The sequence below is a fragment of the Streptomyces sp. NPDC044571 genome (genome assembly GCF_040647115.1).
Lineage (GTDB): Bacteria > Actinomycetota > Actinomycetes > Streptomycetales > Streptomycetaceae > Streptomyces.
In genome coordinates this window covers 69,299-89,574 of sequence record NZ_JBEZBN010000012.1, presented here as the reverse complement: position 1 = coordinate 89,574, position 20,276 = coordinate 69,299, and the positions used below count along the sequence as shown (strand labels likewise).

General features: G+C 73.7%; 18 protein-coding genes. 11 read left to right on the top strand and 7 right to left on the bottom strand.

The annotated features are described in order from the left end of the window. Positions 1 to 24 precede the first annotated feature (24 nt). The 9 genes from AB0B01_RS09200 (at position 25) to AB0B01_RS09160 (ending at position 9,995) form a co-directional block, all read left to right on the top strand. Positions 25 to 540, top strand: a complete 516-nt coding sequence (locus AB0B01_RS09200; RefSeq protein WP_361714677.1) for a hypothetical protein — start codon at positions 25 to 27, stop codon at positions 538 to 540. A 107-nt stretch (positions 541 to 647) separates the two neighbouring features. Continuing rightward, the gene (locus AB0B01_RS09195) at positions 648 to 1,322 is read left to right on the top strand and encodes a PadR family transcriptional regulator (RefSeq protein ID WP_361714674.1); all 675 of its coding nucleotides are present in this window, start codon (positions 648 to 650) and stop codon (positions 1,320 to 1,322) included. 27 nt (positions 1,323 to 1,349) lie between these two features. Next, positions 1,350 to 2,105 (top strand): ABC transporter ATP-binding protein, encoded by a 756-nt coding sequence (locus AB0B01_RS09190; protein WP_361714671.1) that lies wholly within the window; start codon positions 1,350 to 1,352, stop codon positions 2,103 to 2,105. Beyond that, positions 2,102 to 4,927: an ABC transporter permease gene (locus AB0B01_RS09185; protein ID WP_361714668.1), complete on the top strand. Its 2,826-nt coding sequence runs from the start codon at positions 2,102 to 2,104 to the stop codon at positions 4,925 to 4,927. The genes AB0B01_RS09190 and AB0B01_RS09185 overlap by 4 nt, the downstream gene beginning before the upstream one ends. Positions 4,928 to 5,021: 94 nt before the next feature. Further along, the gene (locus AB0B01_RS09180) at positions 5,022 to 5,555 is read left to right on the top strand and encodes a bacterial proteasome activator family protein (protein ID WP_361714665.1); all 534 of its coding nucleotides are present in this window, start codon (positions 5,022 to 5,024) and stop codon (positions 5,553 to 5,555) included. 118 nt (positions 5,556 to 5,673) lie between these two features. Continuing rightward, positions 5,674 to 6,564 carry an NTP transferase domain-containing protein gene (locus AB0B01_RS09175; protein ID WP_361714662.1) on the top strand — a complete coding sequence of 297 codons (891 nt, stop codon included), beginning with the start codon at positions 5,674 to 5,676 and terminating at the stop codon, positions 6,562 to 6,564. Between the two features lie 5 nt (positions 6,565 to 6,569). Then, on the top strand, positions 6,570 to 7,880 hold the full coding sequence (locus AB0B01_RS09170; RefSeq protein ID WP_361714659.1) for a molybdopterin molybdotransferase MoeA: 1,311 nt from the start codon (positions 6,570 to 6,572) through the stop codon (positions 7,878 to 7,880). Next, a complete protein-coding gene (locus AB0B01_RS09165; protein ID WP_361714656.1) occupies positions 7,868 to 8,965 on the top strand; it encodes a potassium channel family protein in 1,098 nt (365 codons plus the stop codon). Before AB0B01_RS09170 ends, AB0B01_RS09165 begins: the two co-directional genes overlap by 13 nt. A 52-nt stretch (positions 8,966 to 9,017) precedes the next feature. Further along, positions 9,018 to 9,995 (top strand): NAD(P)H-quinone oxidoreductase, encoded by a 978-nt coding sequence (locus tag AB0B01_RS09160; protein ID WP_361714653.1) that lies wholly within the window; start codon positions 9,018 to 9,020, stop codon positions 9,993 to 9,995. 34 nt (positions 9,996 to 10,029) lie between these two features. Here AB0B01_RS09160 and AB0B01_RS09155 read toward each other — a convergent pair whose 3' ends face one another. Further along, entirely contained in the window at positions 10,030 to 10,590 is a 561-nt protein-coding gene (locus AB0B01_RS09155; RefSeq protein WP_361714650.1) for a TetR family transcriptional regulator C-terminal domain-containing protein, read from the bottom strand. An 82-nt stretch (positions 10,591 to 10,672) separates the two neighbouring features. On the opposite strand from AB0B01_RS09155, the gene AB0B01_RS09150 reads away from it, so the two are divergent. After that, the gene (locus AB0B01_RS09150; protein ID WP_361714647.1) at positions 10,673 to 11,935 is read left to right on the top strand and encodes an FAD-dependent monooxygenase; all 1,263 of its coding nucleotides are present in this window, start codon (positions 10,673 to 10,675) and stop codon (positions 11,933 to 11,935) included. On the opposite strand, the gene AB0B01_RS09145 is transcribed toward AB0B01_RS09150, so the two are convergent. From AB0B01_RS09145 to pdhA, 3 genes are read right to left on the bottom strand one after another with little or no spacing between them, the layout of a single operon-like run. Continuing rightward, the gene (locus AB0B01_RS09145) at positions 11,884 to 13,236 is read right to left on the bottom strand and encodes a dihydrolipoamide acetyltransferase family protein (protein WP_361714644.1); all 1,353 of its coding nucleotides are present in this window, start codon (positions 13,234 to 13,236) and stop codon (positions 11,884 to 11,886) included. The two genes, AB0B01_RS09150 and AB0B01_RS09145, sit on opposite strands and share 52 nt — an antisense overlap. Continuing rightward, positions 13,236 to 14,204, bottom strand: coding sequence for an alpha-ketoacid dehydrogenase subunit beta (locus AB0B01_RS09140; RefSeq protein WP_361714790.1), 969 nt, complete (start codon positions 14,202 to 14,204; stop codon positions 13,236 to 13,238). Before AB0B01_RS09140 ends, AB0B01_RS09145 begins: the two co-directional genes overlap by 1 nt. A gap of 50 nt (positions 14,205 to 14,254) precedes the next feature. After that, positions 14,255 to 15,406, bottom strand: coding sequence for a pyruvate dehydrogenase (acetyl-transferring) E1 component subunit alpha (pdhA, locus tag AB0B01_RS09135; RefSeq protein WP_361714641.1), 1,152 nt, complete (start codon positions 15,404 to 15,406; stop codon positions 14,255 to 14,257). A gap of 193 nt (positions 15,407 to 15,599) precedes the next feature. Between pdhA and AB0B01_RS09130 the strand changes: the two genes are divergently transcribed. Further along, positions 15,600 to 16,154, top strand: coding sequence for an Lrp/AsnC family transcriptional regulator (locus tag AB0B01_RS09130; RefSeq protein WP_361714787.1), 555 nt, complete (start codon positions 15,600 to 15,602; stop codon positions 16,152 to 16,154). A gap of 87 nt (positions 16,155 to 16,241) precedes the next feature. Here AB0B01_RS09130 and AB0B01_RS09125 read toward each other — a convergent pair whose 3' ends face one another. The 3 genes from AB0B01_RS09125 to AB0B01_RS09115 form a co-directional block, all read right to left on the bottom strand. Further along, positions 16,242 to 17,927, bottom strand: a complete 1,686-nt coding sequence (locus tag AB0B01_RS09125; protein ID WP_361714638.1) for a PKD domain-containing protein — start codon at positions 17,925 to 17,927, stop codon at positions 16,242 to 16,244. A gap of 118 nt (positions 17,928 to 18,045) precedes the next feature. Next, the gene (locus AB0B01_RS09120) at positions 18,046 to 18,636 is read right to left on the bottom strand and encodes a TetR/AcrR family transcriptional regulator (RefSeq protein WP_361714635.1); all 591 of its coding nucleotides are present in this window, start codon (positions 18,634 to 18,636) and stop codon (positions 18,046 to 18,048) included. Continuing rightward, positions 18,633 to 20,159 (bottom strand): 3-hydroxyacyl-CoA dehydrogenase, encoded by a 1,527-nt coding sequence (locus AB0B01_RS09115; RefSeq protein ID WP_361714633.1) that lies wholly within the window; start codon positions 20,157 to 20,159, stop codon positions 18,633 to 18,635. The genes AB0B01_RS09120 and AB0B01_RS09115 overlap by 4 nt, the downstream gene beginning before the upstream one ends. Between the last annotated feature and the right edge of the window lie 117 nt (positions 20,160 to 20,276).

Sequence of the window (20,276 nt, the reverse complement as noted above, 5' to 3'; positions counted from 1 at the left end):
CCCCAGGGACGGGAGGGGCCCCCCGTGTCGCAACGCCTGCGGGCACAGCGCTGGCTGGCCGGGGCCGCCCTGGCCGCCGCCGCGCTGGTGCCGACCTCCTCCTCGTTGGCCGCACCGCCCGCCCGGACCACGCCTCCCGCGCGCCCCGAGGCCGCGGCCCCCCTGGCCGCCACCGCCGTCCCCACGCGCCCCGACCCCGTGGCCGACGTCGCCCACGAGGCCTACGGGGAGCTGGCCGGAAGCGTCGCCGGAGTCGGCCGCAGGCATCCGGGGCGGCCCGAAGCCGAGCCCGCGAACCCCGAGTCCGTGATCGTCTCCCGGCCGGTGCCGGCCCGACCGCAGCCGCACCAGCGCCCGCGCGCGCAGACCCCACTGCCGCGGATCGCCCCGAGCCCCCCGCAGACGGTCACCGCCCTGGGCACCGGACCCAACGAGCGGGCGGCCGACCTGGCCGCCCACCTCCTGCCGCTCGGCACCGGATTCGCCCTGATGGGGGTCGGCTTGGGCTACCTCGGGGTGCGCCTGCGCAGAGGCGCCTGACCGCAGCCGCAGCCCGTGCCGACCGGCCCGGCGGGCGCCCCGTCCCCCTTACGGCGTACGCCTCAGGATGGTTGCACTGATCGACATACTCGGTATACATACTGAGTATGTCGATCCGTCACGGCCTTCTCGCCCTGCTGGAACGGGGTCCTCGGTACGGCTCCCAACTGCGTACCGAGTTCGAATCCCGCACCGGCTCCACCTGGCCGCTCAACGTCGGGCAGGTGTACACCACCCTCGCCCGGCTCGAACGCGACGGCCTCGTCGCGCCCGACGGCGAAGACGCCGCCGGGCACACCCTCTACGCCATCACCGCCGGCGGACGCGCCGAACTGCACCAGTGGTACGAGCGCCCCGTCGACCGCACCAACCCGCCCCGGGACGAGCTGTCCATCAAGCTCGCCATGGCGGTGGGCGCGCCGGGCGTGGACATCCGCGCCGTCATCCAGGCTCAGCGGCACGCCACCATCCGGGCGATGCAGGACTACACCCGGCTCAAGGCGCAGGCGCTCGCCGCGATCGAGAGCGGGCAGTCCCGCGAACGCGACGACGTGGCCTGGCTGCTGGTCCTCGAACAGCTGATCTTCCAGACCGAGGCCGAGGCGCGCTGGCTCGACCACTCCGAGGCCCGGCTCGTACGGCTCGCCCTGCAGGCCGACCGGCGAGCCGAGCCCGAACCGCCCCAGGCCACCGACACCACCGGAACCGGAACCCTTAGCGGCGCCGGCACGGACACCGGAACAGCACCACAGCTCCGCCCCGCCCGCACGCGCCGGAGCTGACGACACCACCGTCCCAGGGGGGACCCCATGCCCGACCCGCAGTCCGCACCCGTCCACGGCGAGCCCGTCCTCCGGCTCGACCGGCTCGTCCGCACCCACGGCAGCGGCGCCACCGAGGTGCACGCCCTGCGCGGCATCAACCTCTCCGTCCACGCCGGCGAACTCGTCGCCGTCATGGGGCCCTCGGGCTCCGGAAAGTCCACGCTGCTCACCCTGGCCGGCGGCCTCGACACCCCCACCAGCGGGCACGTCATCGTCGAAGGCACCGACATCACCGCGGTGAACCGCAGGCAGCTGGCCGCGCTGCGCCGCCGCAGCATCGGGTACGTCTTCCAGGACTACAACCTCATCCCGGCCCTCACCGCCGCCGAGAACGTGGCACTGCCCCGGGAACTCGACGGGGTGTCCGCCCGCAAGGCCCGTGCCTCCGCCCTGGCCGCCCTGGAGGAGATGGGCCTCGGGGAGCTCGCCAACCGCTTCCCCGACGAGATGTCCGGCGGCCAGCAGCAGCGCGTGGCCATCGCCCGGGCCCTCGTCGGCGACCGCCGCCTGGTGCTCGCCGACGAACCCACCGGCGCCCTCGACTCCGAGACCGGCGAATCCGTCCTCGGCCTGCTGCGCGCCCGCTGCGACGCGGGCGCCGCCGGAATCCTCGTCACCCACGAACCGCGCTTCGCCGCCTGGGCCGACCGCGTGGTCTTCCTGCGCGACGGCAGTGTCGTCGACGAGACCCTGCGCAGCCAGGCCGACTCGCTGCTCACCGGGCAGGCGGCCGGCCAGTGAAATCCCCGTACCACGCGTGGATCGCGGCCATCCGGATAGCCCGCCGCGATGCCTGGCGCGCCAAGGGCCGCAGCGCCCTCGTCCTCGCGATGATCGCCCTGCCGATCGTCGGGGTGAGCGCCGCCGACCTCACCCTGCGCAGCGCGGAGCTCTCCCCCCAACAGGCCGTCACCAGGGAGATCGGCGCCGCCGACGCCCGGCTGCGCGACTCGGGCCTGGGGATGCCCGGTTACCAGAACCGGGAGGGCAGCAACTTCATGCCCGTCGGCGGCTACGACGCGTACGACCCCTCCAAGGAGACGGATCCGCGGGCCCTGACCGCGACGCTCCCGGCCGGCGCCGAGTACCTGAAGGACAGCACCGCCCACGCCAAGATCCGCACCAAGTACGGCCTGCTCGACTCCGAGCTGCGCGAGATCGACGCGGCGAGCCCCCTGGTCGAGGGCATGATCACGCTGAAGCGCGGCCGACTGCCCCTGGAAGCGGGCGAGGTCCTCGCCACCACCGCCTTCCTGGAGAAATCCGGCTTCTTCGTGGGCTCCGAATTCCTCGCCCGCGGCTCGAACACCTGGTACCGGATCGTGGGGGCCTACGAGCTGCCCTCCGAGCTGGCGAAGACCGAGGTCCTTGCCCCGCCCGGCACGCTCCTCGGACCGCTGGACAAGGCCCTGCGGGACGCCGGGGTGCCCGGCGTGGTCGCCGAGGACACCTACCTCGTCAAGGTCGGCGGCGATGGTTTCACGTGGAACATGGTCAAGGAAGCCAACACGAAGAGCGTGGTGGTCGTCTCCCGCGCCGTGCAGCTGCATCCGCCGGCCGACTCCGACGTGCCGTACCTGGTGCAGCAGAAGGAGCTGGGCTACTCCCTTCCGGACGACGGGCTCCCGGTGACCGAACTCGCCGTCCTGGCCACCGTCGTCGGCCTCGCGATGCTGGAGATCTGCCTGCTGGCCGGACCGGCCTTCGCGGTCGGCGCCCGGCGTTCGCGCCGCCAGCTCGGCCTGGTCGGCGCCAACGGCGGCGACCGGCGCCACATCCGGGCCATCGTGCTCTCCGGCGGCCTGGTCATCGGCGCGGCGTCCGCCGTCAGCGGCACCGTCATCGGCGTCGCGCTCACCGTCGGGCTGCGGCCGGTGCTGGAGGAGTACCTCGGGAAGCGCTTCGGCGGCTTCGAGTTCCGCCCGCTGGAAATCCTCGGCATCGCCCTGCTCGCCGTGGTCACCGGCCTGCTGGCCGCCGTCGCCCCCGCCGTCACCGCCTCCCGGCAGACCGTGCTGGCCTCGCTGACCGGCCGCCGCGGGGTCCGCCGGTCCAACCGGGTGCTGCCCGTCATCGGACTGCTCGCCCTCGGCGCCGGCGCCGCGATCGCCCTGTACGGCACGGCCTCGCGGATGGGCGCCACGGTGGTCGCGGGCGGCAGCGCCCTCGCCGAACTGGGCATCGTGGCCCTCACCCCGGTGCTCGTCGGCCTGTTCGGCCGGCTCGGGCGCTGGTTGCCGCTGTCGCCGCGACTCGCGCTGCGCGACGCCGTGCGCAACCGGGGCCGTACGGCGCCTGCCGTGGCCGCCGTACTGGCCGCCGTCGCCGGAACCGTCGCGGTGGCCACGTACGCACACAGCTCGGACCTCCAGGCCCGCCATGACTACGTGGCCGAACTCCCCTACGGGGCCGGGAGGGTGGCGGTGCAGGAGAGCGGACGCCACAAGGACGTGCCCGCGGTGCGCGAGGCGCTGAACCGGGAACTCCCGCTCGCGGTCCGGGCGGACGTGGACTACATCTCGGTCGGCAAGGCCGGCTGTGAGACGTTCTCCACCGAGGACGGCTGCGGCCGGGCCGAGATCATCCAGCCCAAGGAGCAGCGCTGCCCGCTTTACGAGGCGAAGAACGGGCCCGGCTCCTTCACCGAGGAGCAGGCCCGGGAGCTGCGCAAGGACTGGCGCTGCCGGATGAACCGGCACTCCTCGCGCTACGACACCGTCGTCGCCGACGAAAAGCTGCTGACGGTGCTCGCGGTCACCGATCCGGGTGCGGTGTCCGCCCTGAAGGCCGGCAAGGCCGTCTCCTTCGACAAGCGCAACGTGAAGGACGACAAGGTCACCCTGCGGCTGATCTCCAACAAGGACGCCGTCGGCCGGGAGCCCGGCGTGGACCCGCCCGGCGAGGACAAGGTCTTCCCCGTCCACCAGACCGCCGACACCGCCGAGGGCTACGGCATCGCGCTCGTCCTGCCGCCCGCCGCGGCGAGGAGCGCGGGGCTGTCCACCCTGCCGTTCGGCTCGTACTTCACGCTGGACGGCAAGGCCACCAGCGAGCAGCGGCAGCGGCTCGACGGGCGGATCGACCAGATCGGCGTGGAGGCCCCCGTCACCATCGAGGCCGGCTACCAGGGCCAGGACGACATCGGCACGGTGGCCCTCACCGTCTTCGCCGGCCTGGTCACCATCGGCGCGGCCGGCATCGCCACCGGACTCGCCCAGGCCGACGCCGAGGCCGACCTGAAGACCCTGGCGGCGGTCGGCGCCGCACCCCGGGTGCGGCGCACGCTCAGCGGCTTCCAGTGCGGGGTGGTGGCCTTGATGGGCGTCGTCCTGGGCACCCTGGCCGGGATCCTGCCGGCGGTGGGACTGCGGCTCGTCCAGCGCCGCGAGCGGGCCCACCTCATGGAGGCGGCCGGCGCCCCCGGCGACGTGCTGTACGTGCCGATCGCCCTGCCGTGGGAGACCTTCGGGGCGCTGCTGATCCTGGTCCCGCTGGGAGCGGCCCTGTTGGCCGCCCTGGTCACCCGGTCGGGCGGCGCCCTGGCCCGCCGCGCGGCGGCCTGACGGTCACTCGCTGTTCCCGCCCCCGTACAGGTTGGATCACGCCTGTACGGGGGCACACCGTGTGAGTACGAAGGTGTGCGAGACAATGACCGGCATGGAGATGCCGAGGAGTGAACGGTCGCAGGACAGTCCCCCGCACGTCCTGATCGTGGGACAGGACGGGATGGCGGTCGGCGGCGCCGATGACGAGTCGCGCGAGGTCCCGGTGACGGAGATGGTCGAACAGCCCGCCAAGGTCATGCGGATCGGCAGCATGATCAAGCAACTTCTTGAAGAGGTGCGCGCCGCACCTCTGGACGAGGCCAGCCGGGTCCGTCTCAAGGACATCCATGCCGCGTCGGTGAAGGAGCTGGAGGACGGCCTGGCTCCCGAGCTCGTGGAGGAACTGGAACGCCTCTCCCTCCCGTTCACCGAGGAGGCCATTCCGTCCGAGGCGGAACTGCGCATCGCGCAGGCCCAGTTGGTGGGCTGGCTGGAGGGCCTCTTCCACGGCATCCAGACCGCCCTGTTCGCACAGCAGATGGCGGCGCGGGCCCAGCTGGAACAGATGCGCCGCGCCCTCCCGCCGGGCGCCCCGACGGACGACGAGGAGTCCCACGGCGCCATCCGCTCCGGCCCGTACCTCTGACCGCCCCCGCCCCGCCGCCGAGCGGCGGGGCACCCTCTGCCCGCACAGCCGGGCGGGGCCGCCCGGCGACAGCCGGGCAAGTCCGGCCGCCCGGAGGCGACATCGCATACTCGGGGGTATGAGCTACGACGCGATCGTCCTCGCAGGCGGCGCCGCGCAGCGCCTGGGCGGGGCGGACAAGCCCGGCCTCCGCGTCGGCGGCCGCACCCTCCTCGACCGCGTCCTCGACGCCTGCTCCGACGCCACGACCACCGTCGTCGTCGGCCGGCGCCGTCCCACGGCCCGCCCGGTCCGCTGGACCGTGGAGGACCCGCCCGGCTCCGGCCCCCTCGCCGCCCTGGCCGCCGGCCTGTGCGGCACCACCGCCGACCGGGTCCTGGTCCTCTCCGCCGACCTCCCGTTCCTCGACCGCAACACGGTCCGCGCCCTCCTCGCCGCCCCCATCGCCGACGGGGCCGACGGAGCCCTGCTGCGCGATCCCACCGGCCGCGACCAGCCCCTCGTCGCCGCCTACCGCGCCGAGTCCCTGCGCCGCGAGATCGCCCTCCTCGCCACCGAGCACGGCAGCCTGTACGGCCTCCCCCTGCGCGCCCTCACCGCCGAGCTCGACCTGGCCAAGGTGACGGACACTGCGCCACTCGCCTCCTTCGACTGCGACACCTGGGAGGATCTCGCATCCGCCCGCGCCAGGATCAGAGAGCATGGAACCGTGCTGGACCAATGGATCACCGCCGTCAAGACCGAGCTCGGGATCGACCTCGCCGTCGACACCAAGACCCTGCTCGATCTCGCCCGTGACGCCGCCCACGGCGTCGCCCGGCCCGCCGCCCCGCTGACCACCTTCCTGGTCGGCTACGCGGCGGCCCACGCCGAAGCCACCGGCGCCGACCCCGCCACCGCCGTCGCCGAGGCCTCCCGCAAGGCCGCCGACCTCGCCCTGCGCTGGGCGGCCGAGGCCGGGCCCGACGCCGGCACCGGCACCGGCACCGACGACAACCCCCCAGGATGACCCGGATGCCCCCCACCGACGCCGCCGACCACGCCCTGGACGAAGCCCTGGCCCTCGTCAGCCGCGACCCCCGCTCCGGCCCGGCCGCGGGCGGCGGCGGTGGTGGCGGTCGCCCCATCACCTGGTCGCAGGCGCGGGAGACCGCCGTCCGCGCCGGCTCCGGCGTCCGGCCCCGCAGCCACCGGGTCCCCCTCGCCGCCGCGCTGGGCGAGGTGCTGACCGAACCCCTGGAGGCCCTCACCGACCTGCCGTCCTTCGACACCTCCGCCATGGACGGCTGGGCCGTGGCCGGGCCGGGTCCCTGGACCGTCCGTCCCGGCGAGGGTGTGCTGGCCGGCTCCGAGCGCCCCGAGCCGCTCGCCGACGGCCAGGCCGTACGGATCGCCACCGGCGCCCGGATCCCCGGCGAGACCACCGCCGTGATCCGCAGCGAGCACTCCCGCGAGTCCGGCGCCCACCTCTACGCCGAGCGGCCCGTCCTCACCGGCCAGGACATCCGGCCGCGCGGCCAGGAGTGCCGCTCCGGGGACCTCCTGCTGCCGCCCGGCTCCCTCGTCACCCCGGCCGTCCTCGGCCTCGCCGCGGCCGCCGGGTACGACGAGCTCCCCACCCGGCCCCGGCCCCGGGTCGAGATCCTGGTGCTCGGAGACGAGCTGCTCACCGAAGGCCGCCCCCACGACGGGCTGATCCGGGACGCCCTGAGCCCCATGCTCGGCCCGTGGCTGACCCGGCTCGGCGCCGAGGTCACCGGCACCCGGCGGCTCGGGGACGACCCCGCCGGAGCCCGGGCCCTGCTGGACGCCGTCACGGGCTCCGAGGCCGACCTGGTCATCACCACCGGCGGCACCGCCTCCGGCCCCGTCGACCATGTCCACCCCGTCCTGCTCCAGGCCGGTGCCCAGCTGCTCGTCGACGGGGTCGCCGTACGCCCCGGCCATCCCATGCTGCTGGCCCGGCTCGGAGACCGCGCCGACGGCCGCCATCTGGTGGGCCTGCCCGGCAACCCGCTCGCCGCCGTCTCCGGACTGCTGACCCTCGCCGAACCGCTGCTGCGCGCCCTCGCGGGCCGCCGCCGGCGTCCCCGCTACACGGCCCCGGTCCGCGACGACGTGCCCGGCCACCCGTACGACACCCGGCTGGTCCCGGTCGTGCTGACCGACGAGCACGCCGTACCGCTGCGCTACCACGGCCCGGCGATGCTGCGCGGGATCGCCGCCGCCGACGCGCTGGCCGTCGTACCCCCGAACGGCGCGCGGTCCGGGCAGGACCTGGAGATCCTCGACCTGCCCTGGGTCACGGGCGGATGTTTCACGTGAAACTCCCCGGCCAGGACGCGATGGCCCGGGGCGACGACGAGAAGCTGGTCTCCCGCCGCGTCACGCTGCCCAAGCGCATCGTCGAAAGACCGTCGAAGCAGGTCGCCAAGCGTCTGCTGATGGCGCTGTTCGTGCTGTTCCTGACGGTCCTGATCGTCTGGCTCGACCGCGACGGCTACCACGACAACGCCGACGACACCGTCGACCTGCTCGACTGCGTCTACTACGCGACCGTCACCCTCTCCACCACCGGCTACGGAGACGTCGTCCCGCACGGTGACAGCGCGCGGCTGGTCAACATCCTGCTGGTGACCCCGCTGCGCGTGCTCTTCCTGATCATCCTGGTCGGCACCACCCTGGAAGTCCTGACGGAGCGGACCCGGGAAGAGTGGCGGCTGAACCGCTGGAGGAAGAACTTGCGCGAGCACACGGTCGTGGTCGGCTTCGGCACCAAGGGCCGCTCGGCCCTCCAGACGCTGCTGGCCACCGGCCTCGCCAAGGACCAGGCCGTCATCGTGGACCCCAGCGCCAAGGTGATCGACTCGGCCAGCGCGGAGGGATTCACGGGGGTGGTCGGCGATGCCACCCGCTCCGAAGTGCTGCTCCGCGCCGAGGTGCAGCGGGCCCGGCAGATCGTCATCGCCACCCAGCGGGACGACACGGCGGTCCTGGTCACGCTGACGGCGCGGCAGCTCAACCGCGGGGCGAAGATCGTCGCTGCGGTACGCGAGGAGGAGAACGCGCCGCTGCTGCGCCAGTCGGGCGCGGACGCGGTCATCACGAGCGCGAGCGCGGCAGGCCGGCTGCTGGGCCTCTCGGTGCTGAGCCCGAGCGCGGGCACGGTGATGGAGGACCTGATCCAGCAGGGCAGCGGGCTGGACCTGATCGAGCGGCCCGTGAAGAAGTCCGAGGCGGGCCGGGGCGTGCGGGAGACCGACGACCTGGTGGTGAGCGTGCTCCGCGGCCACCGGCTGCTGGGCTACGACGATCCGCACGCGAGTCCGCTCCAGCTGACGGACCGTCTCATCACCATCGTCCGCGCGCCGGTGGCCGAACTGCCGCCGCCGAAGCGGGGTCCGGCGTAGCCGTTCCCTTCGGTCGGTGCCCTGAGGCCGCGGTTGGCGTACCCTCCGGGCCATGCATGCGATCACCATCGAACAGCCCGGCGGCCCCGAGGCCCTCGTCTGGGCCGAGGTACCCGATCCGGTGGCCGGCGAGGGGGAGGTGCTCGTCGACGTCGTGGCCGGCGCCGTCAACCGGGCCGACCTCCTCCAGCGGCAGGGGTTCTACGATCCGCCGCCGGGCGCCTCGCCCCATCCCGGCCTGGAGTGTTCCGGGCGGATCACCGCGGTCGGACCGGGCGTATCGGGCTGGGCCGTCGGCGACGAGGTGTGCGCCCTGCTCGCCGGCGGCGGGTACGCGGAGCGGGTGGCCGTTCCGGCGGGCCAGCTGCTGCCCGTTCCCGCCGGGATCGACCTGGCGACGGCTGCTTCGCTGCCGGAGGTGGCTTGCACGGTGTGGTCCAACGTCTTCATGGTGGCCCACCTGCGCCCCGGCGAGACGCTGCTCGTGCACGGCGGCTCCAGCGGCATCGGCACCATGGCCATCCAGCTGGCGAAGGCGGTCGGCGCGAAGGTGGCGGTGACGGCGGGCGATGCGCAGAAGCTGGCCCGCTGCAAGGAGCTCGGCGCGGACGTCCTCGTCGACTACCGCGAGCAGGACTTCGTCGCGGAGGTCAAGGCCGCGACGGACGGCGCCGGGGCGGACGTGATCCTGGACATCATCGGTGCGAAGTACCTGGCGCGGAACCTGGACGTGCTGGCCGTCAACGGCCGGCTCGCGGTGATCGGCCTCCAGGGCGGGGTCAAGGCCGAACTGAACCTGGGCGCCCTGCTGTCGAAGCGGGCGGCGATCACGGCGACCTCGCTGCGGGCGCGGCCGCTGGAGGAGAAGGCAGCCATCGTCGCGGCCGTGCGGGAGCACGTGTGGCCCCTGCTGTCGGCAGGGGTGGTCCGCCCGGTGGTGCACGCGGTCCTGCCGATGCGGGAGGCGGCCGAGGCGCACCGCATGATGGAGGCCGGCACGCACGTCGGCAAGATCCTGCTGACCACCTGACCACCTGCCCACCTGCCGCTCGTGGTCTGGCCGCTCAGCGCCTGAGTGCGGCGGCGACGAGCCCCTCCAGGGCATCCCGGGGGACCGGGGTGCCCGTCGGCAGGTGGTCCAGGACCAGGCCGTCCACACATGCCAGCAGGCTGCGGGTGCGGGCCTCCGGGTCGGGCACCCCGTGCGCGGCGAGGAAGGCCCGGGCCAGCTCCCGTCCGGCGTTCTCGCGCGGGACGAGGATCTCCCGCAGCTCCGGGTCCCGGACGCTCTCCAGAGCGCAGGCGTAGCGGGCCAGCGAGCGCACGCGGCCCTCGCCCGTGAGCCGGGCCACCGTCAGCCCCTCCAGGGCGTCGGTCAGTTCGGCGGGCGTGCGCGGGAACGGCATGCGCTCGCCGGCCTCCTGCAGTTCGGCCTGGTCCCGGGCGACGAGGCGGCGTACCAACGCGGTCAGGAGGGCGGAGCGGGTCCGCAGGTAGGCCGAGGTGGTGCCCGCGGGCAGGCCGGCGGCCCGGTCCACGGCCCGATGGGTCAGCCCGCGCATGCCGGAGGCGGCCAGTACCTCGATGGCGGCATCGGCCAGGACGGTCCGTCGTTCTTCACTCACCCCCTCTTTCTACACCTGTAGAAGACCGGGAGTACGCTTCACCCCGAGACTTCTACAGGTGTAGAAACAAGGGGGTCCCGCCATGGGCAGGAGCAGTGGCACGGACAGCGGCAGGAGCAGCGGCAAGAACGGGGCCGGGGACAGCCGCAGCAGCGACGGCAGGACGGCCCTGGTGATCGGCGGGGGGATCGGCGGCCTCGCGGCCGCGATCGCCCTGCACCGCACCGGCTGGCAGGTCACGGTGCTGGAGCGGTCCGCCGTCCTGGAGGATGCGGGAGCCGGCATCTCGCTCGCCGCCAACGGCATCCGGGCACTGGAGGCGCTGGGTCTGGGCGAGGCCGTACGCCGGGCCGCCCACCCCCAGTACACCGGCGGCACCCGCACCCCCGACGGGCGGTGGCTGTCCCGTATGGACGGCGCCGCGCTGGAACGCGCCCTCGGCGTCCCCGTGACCGGCATCCGGCGGGCGCAGCTCCACCGACTGCTGCGGCAGGCGCTGCCACCGCACTGCCTGCGCACCGGAGTGACGGGCTCACCGGACTCGGCCGACGCCGATCTGGTGGTCGCGGCCGACGGAGTGCGCAGCGCGATCCGCACCCGGCTCTTCCCGGACCATCCCGGACCCGTCTACAGCGGTTCCACGGTGCTGCGCGCCATCACCGCCGAACCGCTGGCCCTGGACACGGACTTCGCGCTCACCTGGGGCCCCGGCGCGGAGTTCGGGCACATCGGGTTGCCCGACGGCCGCGCCGAATGGCACGCGGTCCTGGCGGCCCCGGCGGGAGTGCGCCACCCGGACCCCGTGGCCTTCCTCGGCCGCCGCTTCGCGGGCTGGCACGAGCCGACGGCCCGCCTGCTGGCGGCCACCCGGCCCGAGGACGTGCTGCACCACGACGTCCACGAGCTGGTGACCCCCCTGCCCTCGTACGCCCTCGGCCGGGTGGCGCTGCTGGGCGACGCCGCGCACGCGATGACGCCGAACCTGGGGCAGGGCGCGTGCCAGGCCCTGGAGGACGCGGTGGTCCTGGCGGCCGAGGTGTCGGCCGGCCCGGACGTGGAGACGGCGCTGCTGCGCTACGACGCCGTTCGGCGGCCGCGTGCGCAGGCCGTGGCCCGGACGGCCCGCCTGGCCGGGCGGATGGGGCACCGGCTCAGCCACCCGCTGGCGGTCTCCCTGCGGAACCGGGCCCTGCGACTGGCCCCGTCCGGGGCCACCGTCCGGGCGATCCTGCGCCACGCGGACTGGACCCCGCCCCGGCTCCCGCCGGCGCCCTGCGGCGCCGGCGGGGACGGTCACAGCGAACGCAGCAGCACCGCCGGGGACTCCACGCAGTCCGCGACGTAGCGGAGGAAGCCGCCCGCCGTACCGCCGTCGCAGACCCGGTGGTCGAAGGTCAGCGACAGCTGGACCACCTGGCGCACCGCCAGCTCGCCCGCGTGGACCCACGGCTTCGCCACGATGCGGCCCACGCCGAGCATGGCCGCCTCCGGGTGGTTGATGATCGGCGTCGAGCCGTCGACCCCGAACACCCCGTAGTTGTTCAGGGTGAACGTGCCGCCGGTCAGGTCCGCCGGGGCCAGCTTCCCGGCCCGTGCCACCTCGGTCAGGCGGGCGAACTCCGCCGACAGGGACTCGGCACTGCGCACGTGGGCGTCGCGGACCACCGGGACCACCAGCCCGCGCTCGGTCTGCGCCGCGAAGCCGAGGTGGACGGCGGGCAGCCGGACGATCTCGTTCGCCGCCAGGTCCACGGTCGAGTTGAGCTCCGGGTAGCGCGCGAGCGCCGCCGTGCAGATCCGGGCGAGCAGCGCCAGCACCGAGATCTTCGGCCCGCCCGCGGCGTTCATCGCGGCCCGCGCCGCCATCAGCTCGGTGGCGTCCGCGTCGACCCAGCACGTGGCGTCCGGGATCTCCCGCCGACTGCGCGAGAGCTTCTCGGCCACCGCGCCGCGCAGCCCCTTGAGCGGGATGCGCTCACCGCCGGCCGCCGCGGCGGCCGGAGCGGCCGCGACCGGCTGCGGCTCCTGCTGCGGCGCCCGCAGCGCCGCCTCGACGTCCGCCCGCAGGATCAGGCCCTCGGGCCCGGAGCCGCGCAGCTCGCGCAGGTCGATCCCGTGGTCCCGCGCCAGCTTGCGCACCAGCGGCGAGATCACCGGCACCGGCCCGGCGGCGACGGGCACGGCAGCGGCCGTGACCGTGACCGCAGCCGTGGTCGTGGCCGCGGTGGCGACCGGCGCCGCGGCCGCAGCAGTTGCTCCAGCAGGAACCGGCGCGGCGGAGCCCGGTCGCACCCGCCTCCGACGCGCCGTGCGCGAGTGGTCGGTCCCGTAGCCGACCAGCACGTTGCCCGACCCCGAGCGCTCGGTCTCCTCCGGGGCGGGCGACCCCGACCCGGCCCCGGCCCCCACCGCCACCGTGATCAGCGGTGCTCCGACGGGGAGTTCCGTGCCCTCCTCCCCGAAGCGGGCGGTGACCACACCGCCGTAGGGGCACGGGACCTCCACCATCGCCTTGGCCGTCTCGACCTCGACGACGGGCTGGTCGACGGCGACGACATCGCCCACCGCGACCAGCCAGCGGACGATCTCGGCCTCGGTCAGGCCCTCCCCGAGGTCGGGGAGCTTGAACTCCATTACCTGCGGCATCAGTTCTCCCACTGCAGGCGGGCCACGGTGTCCAGGATCCGGTCGACGCCGGGCAGATGGTGCTTCTCCAGCATCGGCGGCGGATAGGGGATGTCGAAGCCCGTCACCCGCAGCACCGGCGCCTCCAGGTGGTGGAAGCACCGCTCCGTCACCCGAGCGGCGATCTCCGCGCCCGGTCCGCCGAAGCCGTTCGCCTCGTGCACCACCACCGCGCGCCCCGTACGCCGTACGGACGCCACGACGGTCTCCTCGTCGAAGGGCACCAGCGAGCGCAGGTCCACGACCTCCAGGTCCCAGCCCTCCTCGCGCGCCGCCTCCGCCGCCTCCAGGCACACCGGCAGCGAGGGGCCGTACGTGATCAGGGTCGCGCTCGTCCCGGTCCGCCGGACCACCGCCTTCCCGATGCCCGGCACGGCGGCCGGCGCCTCGGGGTTCCAGTCCGCCTTCGACCAGTACAGCCGCTTCGGCTCCAGGAAGACGACCGGGTCGTCGCTGGCGATCGACGCGCGCAGCAGCCCGTAGGCGTCCTCGACCGTCGCCGGGGTCACCACGTGCAGGCCGGGCGTCGCCACGTAGTACGCCTCGGAGGAGTCGCTGTGGTGCTCCACCCCGCCGATCCCGCCGCCGTACGGCACGCGGATGGTGATCGGCAGCGGCATCGCGCCCCGCGTGCGGTTGCGCATCCGAGCCACGTGCGAGATCAGCTGCTCGAACGCCGGGTACGCGAACGCGTCGAACTGCATCTCCACGACGGGCCGCAGCCCGTACATGGCCATGCCCACCGCGGTGCCGAGGATGCCGGCCTCCGCGAGCGGCGTGTCCGTGCAGCGGTCCTCGCCGAACTCCTTCGCCAGGCCGTCCGTGATGCGGAAGACCCCGCCCAGCGTCCCGACGTCCTCGCCCATCACGTGGACCGCCGGGTCCTCGGCCATCGCGTCCCGCATGGCCCGGCCGAGCGCCTGCGCCATCGTCGCGGGCTTCGCCGCCGCCTTCACCGCGGACTGCGCCGCCACCGTCGTCACGACTGCTCCTCCGCTTCGGCCGCTTCCGCCTCAAGCTCGGCCCGCAGCATCCCGGCCTGCTCGCGCAGCCGCTCCGTCTGCTGTGCGTACACGTTCTCGAACAGGTCCATCGGGTTGAGGACCGGCTCCGCGTTCATCCGTTCCCGCAAGGTCGCCGCCATCTCCTCGGCGGCGTCCTTGGCCGCCCGTATGCCCTCCTCGTCCAGCAGCCCGCGCGCGGTCAGCTCGCGCTCCAGCAGGTCCACCGGGTCGTGGGCCTTCCAGGCCTCGACCTCGGCGTCGCCGCGGTAGCGGGTTGCGTCGTCGGCGTTGGTGTGGGCCTCGATGCGGTAGGTGACGGCCTCGATCAGCGTCGGTCCGCCGCCGGCCCGGGCCCGCCGGACCGCCTCGGACAGCACCTCGTGCACGGCGGCGATGTCGTTGCCGTCGACGAGGCGGCCGGGCATCCCGTACCCGACGGCCTTGTGGGCGAGGGTGGGGGCGGCGGTCTGCTTGGCCAGCGGGACCGAGATCGCGAATCCGTTGTTCTGGACGAGGAAGACCACCGGGGCCTGCCAGACGGCCGCGAAGTTCAGCGCCTCGTGGAAGTCGCCCTCGCTCGTCCCGCCGTCGCCCACCAGGGCGAGGGCGACCACGTCGTCGCCGCGCAGCCGGGCCGCGTGGGCCAGGCCCACCGCGTGCGGCAGCTGGGTGGCGAGCGGGGTGCACAGCGGGGCGATGCGGTGCTCGTGCGGGTCGTACCCGGTGTGCCAGTCGCCGCGCAGCAGGGTCAGCGCCTGGACGGGGTCGAGCCCGCGGGCCACGGCCGCGAGGGTGTCGCGGTAGCTCGGGAAGAGCCAGTCCTGCTCCTCCAGGACCAGCGCGGCCGCGATCTCGCAGGCCTCCTGGCCGACGGTGGAGGGGTACACCGCGAGCCGGCCCTGCCGGGTGAGGGCGGTGGCCTGGGCGTTGTAGCGGCGGCCGCGCACCAGCTCGGCGTAGCAGCGGCGCATCAGCTCGGGGTCGAGCCGGTCGGCGGCCGGCGTGCCCAGCACCCGGTAGGGCTCGGGGTCCGGGAGCAGCGGCGCGGCGTCCGTACGGGGCCTCCAGGCGGGCGGCGGGGTGGAGCGGTGGGACGCACCGGCACCGGGCAGCTCTTGGACCGTCATGGCGGCGTGCACCTCCTCGTGGGAAGCGGGCAGGGGGTACCCCGGATGTGAGGCCCCTCACCAACCGATTGTTCGGTTGTCTGCGCAATTTGGCTACAGGCGGCTCCAGGCTGTGGACAAAGTGGCTCCGGGGCCCTGGGATGGATGCAGGACGTCCAGGAGAGTGAGGCAGTGGCCCATGTCGGATGAACAAATGGCCGCGGCGGGAGCTACCGCCGGTAGCGCACCGGCGGGCCCGGGGGGCGCCGGCGCGGTCCCACAGGTGCCGCCCCGTCCCCTGGACCCCATCGACCGTTCCATCATGCGACTGCTCCAGGCGGACGGCCGGGCGTCCATACGCTCGGTGGCGGAGCAGGTCCACGTCTCGCGCGCCAACGCGTACGCCCGGATCAACCGGCTCATGGACGACGGGGTGATCCGCGGCTTCACGGCCCGCATCAACCACGAACGGGCAGGCCAGGGCGCCTCCGCCTACATCACGCTGAAGATCGTCCAGAATTCCTGGCGCACGGTCCGCGAGAAGCTGAGCGAGCTTCCGGGCGCGGCACACATCGCCCTGGTCAGCGGCGATTTCGACGTCCTCCTGCTGGTCCACACCCCGGACAACCGCACCCTGCGGGAGCTGGTCCTCACCCGCCTCCAGTCCATCCCGGAGGTCCTCTCGACCCGCACCCTCCTGGTCTTCGAGGAGACCGACCTGCTGGCCCCGGGCCCCTCGGCGGGCGCCCCGGCGATCGCCGAGGAGTAGCGCGAAGCGCCCCGGGGACGGCCTGGCGGGGCCGTTCCCGGGGCGCTTCGGGGAGCACTCGCGCTGCACGGAGCACTCGCCGGTGGATCACTTCGTCTCGTAGTACCCGAAGATGTCGACGATGAGGTCCGTGGTGTTGAAGCTCTGGTTCCAGAAGTCGACGACCCCGTTGACGCCGCCGGAGCTCGCCTGGACCAGGTTGGGGACCGTCTTGCCCGCCGTCCAGTTCAGGGTGGACGAGGTGGGCCGGGTCAGCTGGACCTCGGTGCCGCTCTCGTACTGGTCCGGCGTGTTCGAGTCCGGGGCGACCGAGAGGAACCCGCTGTCCTTGGTGTTGGTCACCGTGGTGTTCAGGACGTAGCCCGCGATGCCCTGCTCGCCGTGGGAGATGGGCATCCAGATGTAGCCGCGGGCGTACATCGGCCCGTAGCCCCAGGAGCGGGTGTCGAGCATCCGGTGCGGGGTGACCGACATGAAGGAGCCCGCGCTGTCCGGGCTGTAGTAGCCGACGACGTCGACGATGACGTCGGCCCCGGCCCAGGCGCCGTTGAAGATGTTGACCTTCCCGTCGGGGCCGATCGGGACGATCACCGAGTTGGCGACGGTCTGGCCTGCCCGGAAGTTCACGTTCGAGGTGTTCGGGGCCTGCTGGCCGCTCGGGTAGGCCGTCAGGTGGCCGTCCTCGCGCGGGTTGGTGACGGTCACGTTCAGCGCCACGGCGGTGGCGCGCTCGGGGACGTACGAGCCGCCGAGCTGGACGCCGATCGAGCTGCGGCCCGCGACCTGGCGCGGGGGCGCGCCCAGACCGGAGCGGGTGTCCACGGCGCGGACCGGGGTCATCGGCGTGTAGCCGCTGGCCGCGGTGCGGGTGAAGTAGCCCGTGGCGTCGGCGATCAGGTCCACCGACTTCCAGCTGCCGTTGTACAGCTCGACGGTGCCGTCCTTGCCGACCGGGACGACGACCATGTTCGGGACGGTCTGGCCGGCCTCGAAGTTCAGGTTCGAGGTGGTCGGACGCGTGCCGCCGCCGGGGAACGCCGTGACGTGCCCGGGGGTTGCGGTGTTGGTGGCGGTGACGTTGAGGGCCACGGCGGTGACCCCGGCGGGGATCTTGCCGTTTCCGCCGACCTGGAGCTTGACCGAGGTGTACGGGGCGACATATCCCCGCGGGGCTCCGATGCCGTCCCGGGTGTCCAGGAGACGGGTCGGCGCGTACGGGGTGAACTCCGAGCCGACCGTCGACAGCGGGAGCGAGTTGACGACCTCGGCCTGGTTCGCGGCGTCCGTCACGGTGACCTTGACGTTGTACTCGCCGAGCTCGGCGTAGCTGTGCTTGAACGACACCTCCAGGCCGGGGGAGGCGTTGGTGGCGTCGGTCGTCCCGTCGCCCCAGTCGTAGGTGACGCGGAGCGTGGCGCCCGGGGAGCTGAGGACCTGGGACCGCAGCTCTACGCCGTGCGCGGAGATGCTCTGCGCGTCGAGGACGAGACCCAGGTCCGGGTTGCCGGCGGCCGCGTCCACACCCTGGGCGGTGGCAGCCGCCTTGCCGTTGGCCGCCGGCAGCGCCTTGCGGACCGAGTGCTCCTTCGGGCTGTGGAAGGTCTTGGCGTCGGACCCACCGAGCGCGGACAGGTCCGTCGCGGGAGCGGACACCCCCTTGGCCCCCGGTACGGCCGGGCCGGCCGCCTGGGCCGTGCCCGCGACCAGGCCCATGCCGATGCCGGTCGCGGTGACCACGGCGACGGCGGAAAGTACGAGACGGCGATTGCGCACCGGCCCCCCCATTTTCATTTTTGAACGTGCTCAGGAACGAGTGGAGCTCAGCCTACCCGTCGCGCGGGGGTTGTCCGGACACATTTTCGGTCGATCGCCGCGGGCCCGGCCCGGCCGGCTACGCCGCCGTGCGGCGCAGGCCGTCGAAGGCCATGTGGACGACGGTGTCGGCCAGTTGGTCCGGGCTGGTGCCGGGGTGCGGGCGGTACCACTCGACCAGGGAGTTCACCATGCCGAACAGCAGGCGGGTGGCCAGGCGGATGTCCACGTCCGCGCGGAGGTCGCCCTCGGCCGCGGCGGCCTTGAGGAGGTCCGCGACCTGGTGGTCGAACTCGCGGCGGCGCTCCAGGGCCCACCGCTCGGTACGGGTGTTGCCGCGCACGCGCAGCAGCAGCGTCACGTACGGGAGCTCCGCGACCAGCACCTCGACCGTGCGCCGCGTGACGTACTCCACCCGCTCGACAGCCCGCCCGCGTACCGCCCCGGGCTCCTCCAGTACCGCGAAGAGGCCGTCCAGCGCGCGGCTGACGGCCCGCTGGAGGAGCTCCTCCTTGCCTGCGACGTGGTGGTAGATCGAGGACTTGGAGATGCCCGCCGCCTTGGAGAGGTGCTCCATGGACGTGCCGTCGTAGCCGCGCTCGTTGAAGACCTGCACCGCCACGGACAGCAGCGTCTCAGGGGTGTACGTGTCCCGTTTGGCCGTGGTCATTCCGAGTCCTCCCCCTCGTCGGCCTCCTGGCCGTCCTCCGCGTAGCCCAGCTTGAACAGCGCCAGCGAGGGCGCGTAGCGGCCGCCCGGGCAGCGCTCGTCGAGGTGGTGGAGCAGGTCGTACGCCCAGTCGCGGCCGAGCCGGTCGTGCCACTCGGACGGGCCCAGCGGGTAGTTCACGCCGAGCCGCATCGCCGTGTCGATGTCCTCGGGGCTGGCCACGCCCCGGGCGACGGCGTCGGCGGTCAGGTCGATCAGCATGGCGACCGTGCGGGCCACGATCATGCCGGGCACGTCGCCGATGACGGAGACCTGCTTGCCGAGCTTCTGGAACAGGCCGACGGCCTCGGCGAGGGTCCGCTCACTGGTGTCCGCCCCGGCGGACAGCGCGATGCGGGTGGCGCCGCGGTAGTCGAGCGCGAGGTCGAAGTAGACGACGTCGGCGAACTCGATCGAGGTCTTGCCGTCCGCGAGGACGAGCTGCCCCTCGCCGGGCAGCTGGATGTACGGGCCCCCGTGCTCGGCGGTGGTGACCGCGATCCCGGCTTCCTCCAGCAGCTCGACCAGCCCGGCGGCCGGTCCGAGGTCGCCGACGACGGTGACCTTGTCGGGGGCTTCCTCGGGGCCCGCGGTGTGCGGGGCCGGTGCGGCGGCGCCCGGGCCGTACGGGAACCAGCCGTGCCCCGACTTGCGGCCCAGGCGGCCCGACTGGACCAGTCGGCGCTGCGCGAGGGAAGGCGTGAACTTCGGGCTGCGGAAGAAGGACTCCCACACGGAGCGGGTCACGGCCTCGTTGACGTCCTGGCCGATCAGGTCGGTCAATGCGAACGGGCCCATCTTGAAGCCGCCGCACTCGCGGAGCACCGCGTCGATGGTGGCCGGGTCGGCGCCCTGCTCCTCGTACACCGCGAAGGCCTCGGCGTAGAAGGGGCGGGCGATCCGGTTGACGATGAAGCCGGGGGTGTCGGCGCACCGGACCGGTGTCTTGCCCCAGCCCAGCACGGTGCGGTACGCCAGGTCGGAGGCGGCCGGGTCGGTCGCGTGACCGCTGACCACCTCGACGAGGGGGAGCAGCGGGGCCGGGTTGAAGAAGTGCAGGCCGAGGAAGCGGCCGGGGTGCCCCAGGTCCGCGGCGAGCTCGGTCACGGAGAGGGAGGAGGTGTTCGTGGCCAGCACGGCCTCGGGCGAGACGACCTCTTCGAGGGCGGCGAACAGGGCACGCTTGACGCCGGTGTCCTCGACGACCGCCTCGATCACGAGGGCGGCGTCGGCGAGGTCGGCGAGCGCGTGCGCCGATCCGATCCGGCCGATCGCGTCCTCGGCCTCGGCGTGATCGAGGCGGCCCTTCGCGGCCATCCGCTCGACGCGGTCCTGGACGATGCCGACGCCGTCTGCGGCGAGAGCGGCGTTGATGTCGTAGATCAGCACCCGGTGACCTGCGAGGAGGGCCACCTGGGCGATTCCCTGGCCCATGGTGCCGGCGCCGACGACCGCCACAGTGCGGGACCGCTCGATTGCTGTCATGGCTCTGATCCTCCCGCACGGGGTTGTCCACAGGTCTGGCGGGCCCTCTTGTCCCGACCGATCGTTCGGTTACTCTAGCTCCAGTCTGCTCTTCTTCACCCGCCCCTGCCTGATCTC

Excerpts from the sequence above, each read along its gene's own strand:
- AB0B01_RS09150 (WP_361714647.1), top strand. The coding sequence starts at position 10,673 with ATGGGCAGGAGCAGTGGCACGGACAGCGGCAGGAGCAGCGGCAAGAAC.
- AB0B01_RS09130 (WP_361714787.1), top strand. The coding sequence starts at position 15,600 with ATGGCCGCGGCGGGAGCTACCGCCGGTAGCGCACCGGCGGGCCCGGGG.
- AB0B01_RS09180 (WP_361714665.1), top strand. The coding sequence starts at position 5,022 with ATGGAGATGCCGAGGAGTGAACGGTCGCAGGACAGTCCCCCGCACGTC.
- AB0B01_RS09195 (WP_361714674.1), top strand. The coding sequence starts at position 648 with ATGTCGATCCGTCACGGCCTTCTCGCCCTGCTGGAACGGGGTCCTCGG.
- AB0B01_RS09160 (WP_361714653.1), top strand. The coding sequence starts at position 9,018 with ATGCATGCGATCACCATCGAACAGCCCGGCGGCCCCGAGGCCCTCGTC.
- AB0B01_RS09190 (WP_361714671.1), top strand. The coding sequence starts at position 1,350 with ATGCCCGACCCGCAGTCCGCACCCGTCCACGGCGAGCCCGTCCTCCGG.
- AB0B01_RS09170 (WP_361714659.1), top strand. The coding sequence starts at position 6,570 with ATGCCCCCCACCGACGCCGCCGACCACGCCCTGGACGAAGCCCTGGCC.
- AB0B01_RS09165 (WP_361714656.1), top strand. The coding sequence starts at position 7,868 with ATGTTTCACGTGAAACTCCCCGGCCAGGACGCGATGGCCCGGGGCGAC.
- AB0B01_RS09145 (WP_361714644.1), bottom strand. The coding sequence starts at position 13,236 with ATGCCGCAGGTAATGGAGTTCAAGCTCCCCGACCTCGGGGAGGGCCTG.
- AB0B01_RS09140 (WP_361714790.1), bottom strand. The coding sequence starts at position 14,204 with ATGGCGCAGGCGCTCGGCCGGGCCATGCGGGACGCGATGGCCGAGGAC.
- AB0B01_RS09115 (WP_361714633.1), bottom strand. The coding sequence starts at position 20,159 with ATGACAGCAATCGAGCGGTCCCGCACTGTGGCGGTCGTCGGCGCCGGC.
- pdhA (WP_361714641.1), bottom strand. The coding sequence starts at position 15,406 with ATGACGGTCCAAGAGCTGCCCGGTGCCGGTGCGTCCCACCGCTCCACC.
- AB0B01_RS09120 (WP_361714635.1), bottom strand. The coding sequence starts at position 18,636 with ATGACCACGGCCAAACGGGACACGTACACCCCTGAGACGCTGCTGTCC.
- AB0B01_RS09175 (WP_361714662.1), top strand. The coding sequence starts at position 5,674 with ATGAGCTACGACGCGATCGTCCTCGCAGGCGGCGCCGCGCAGCGCCTG.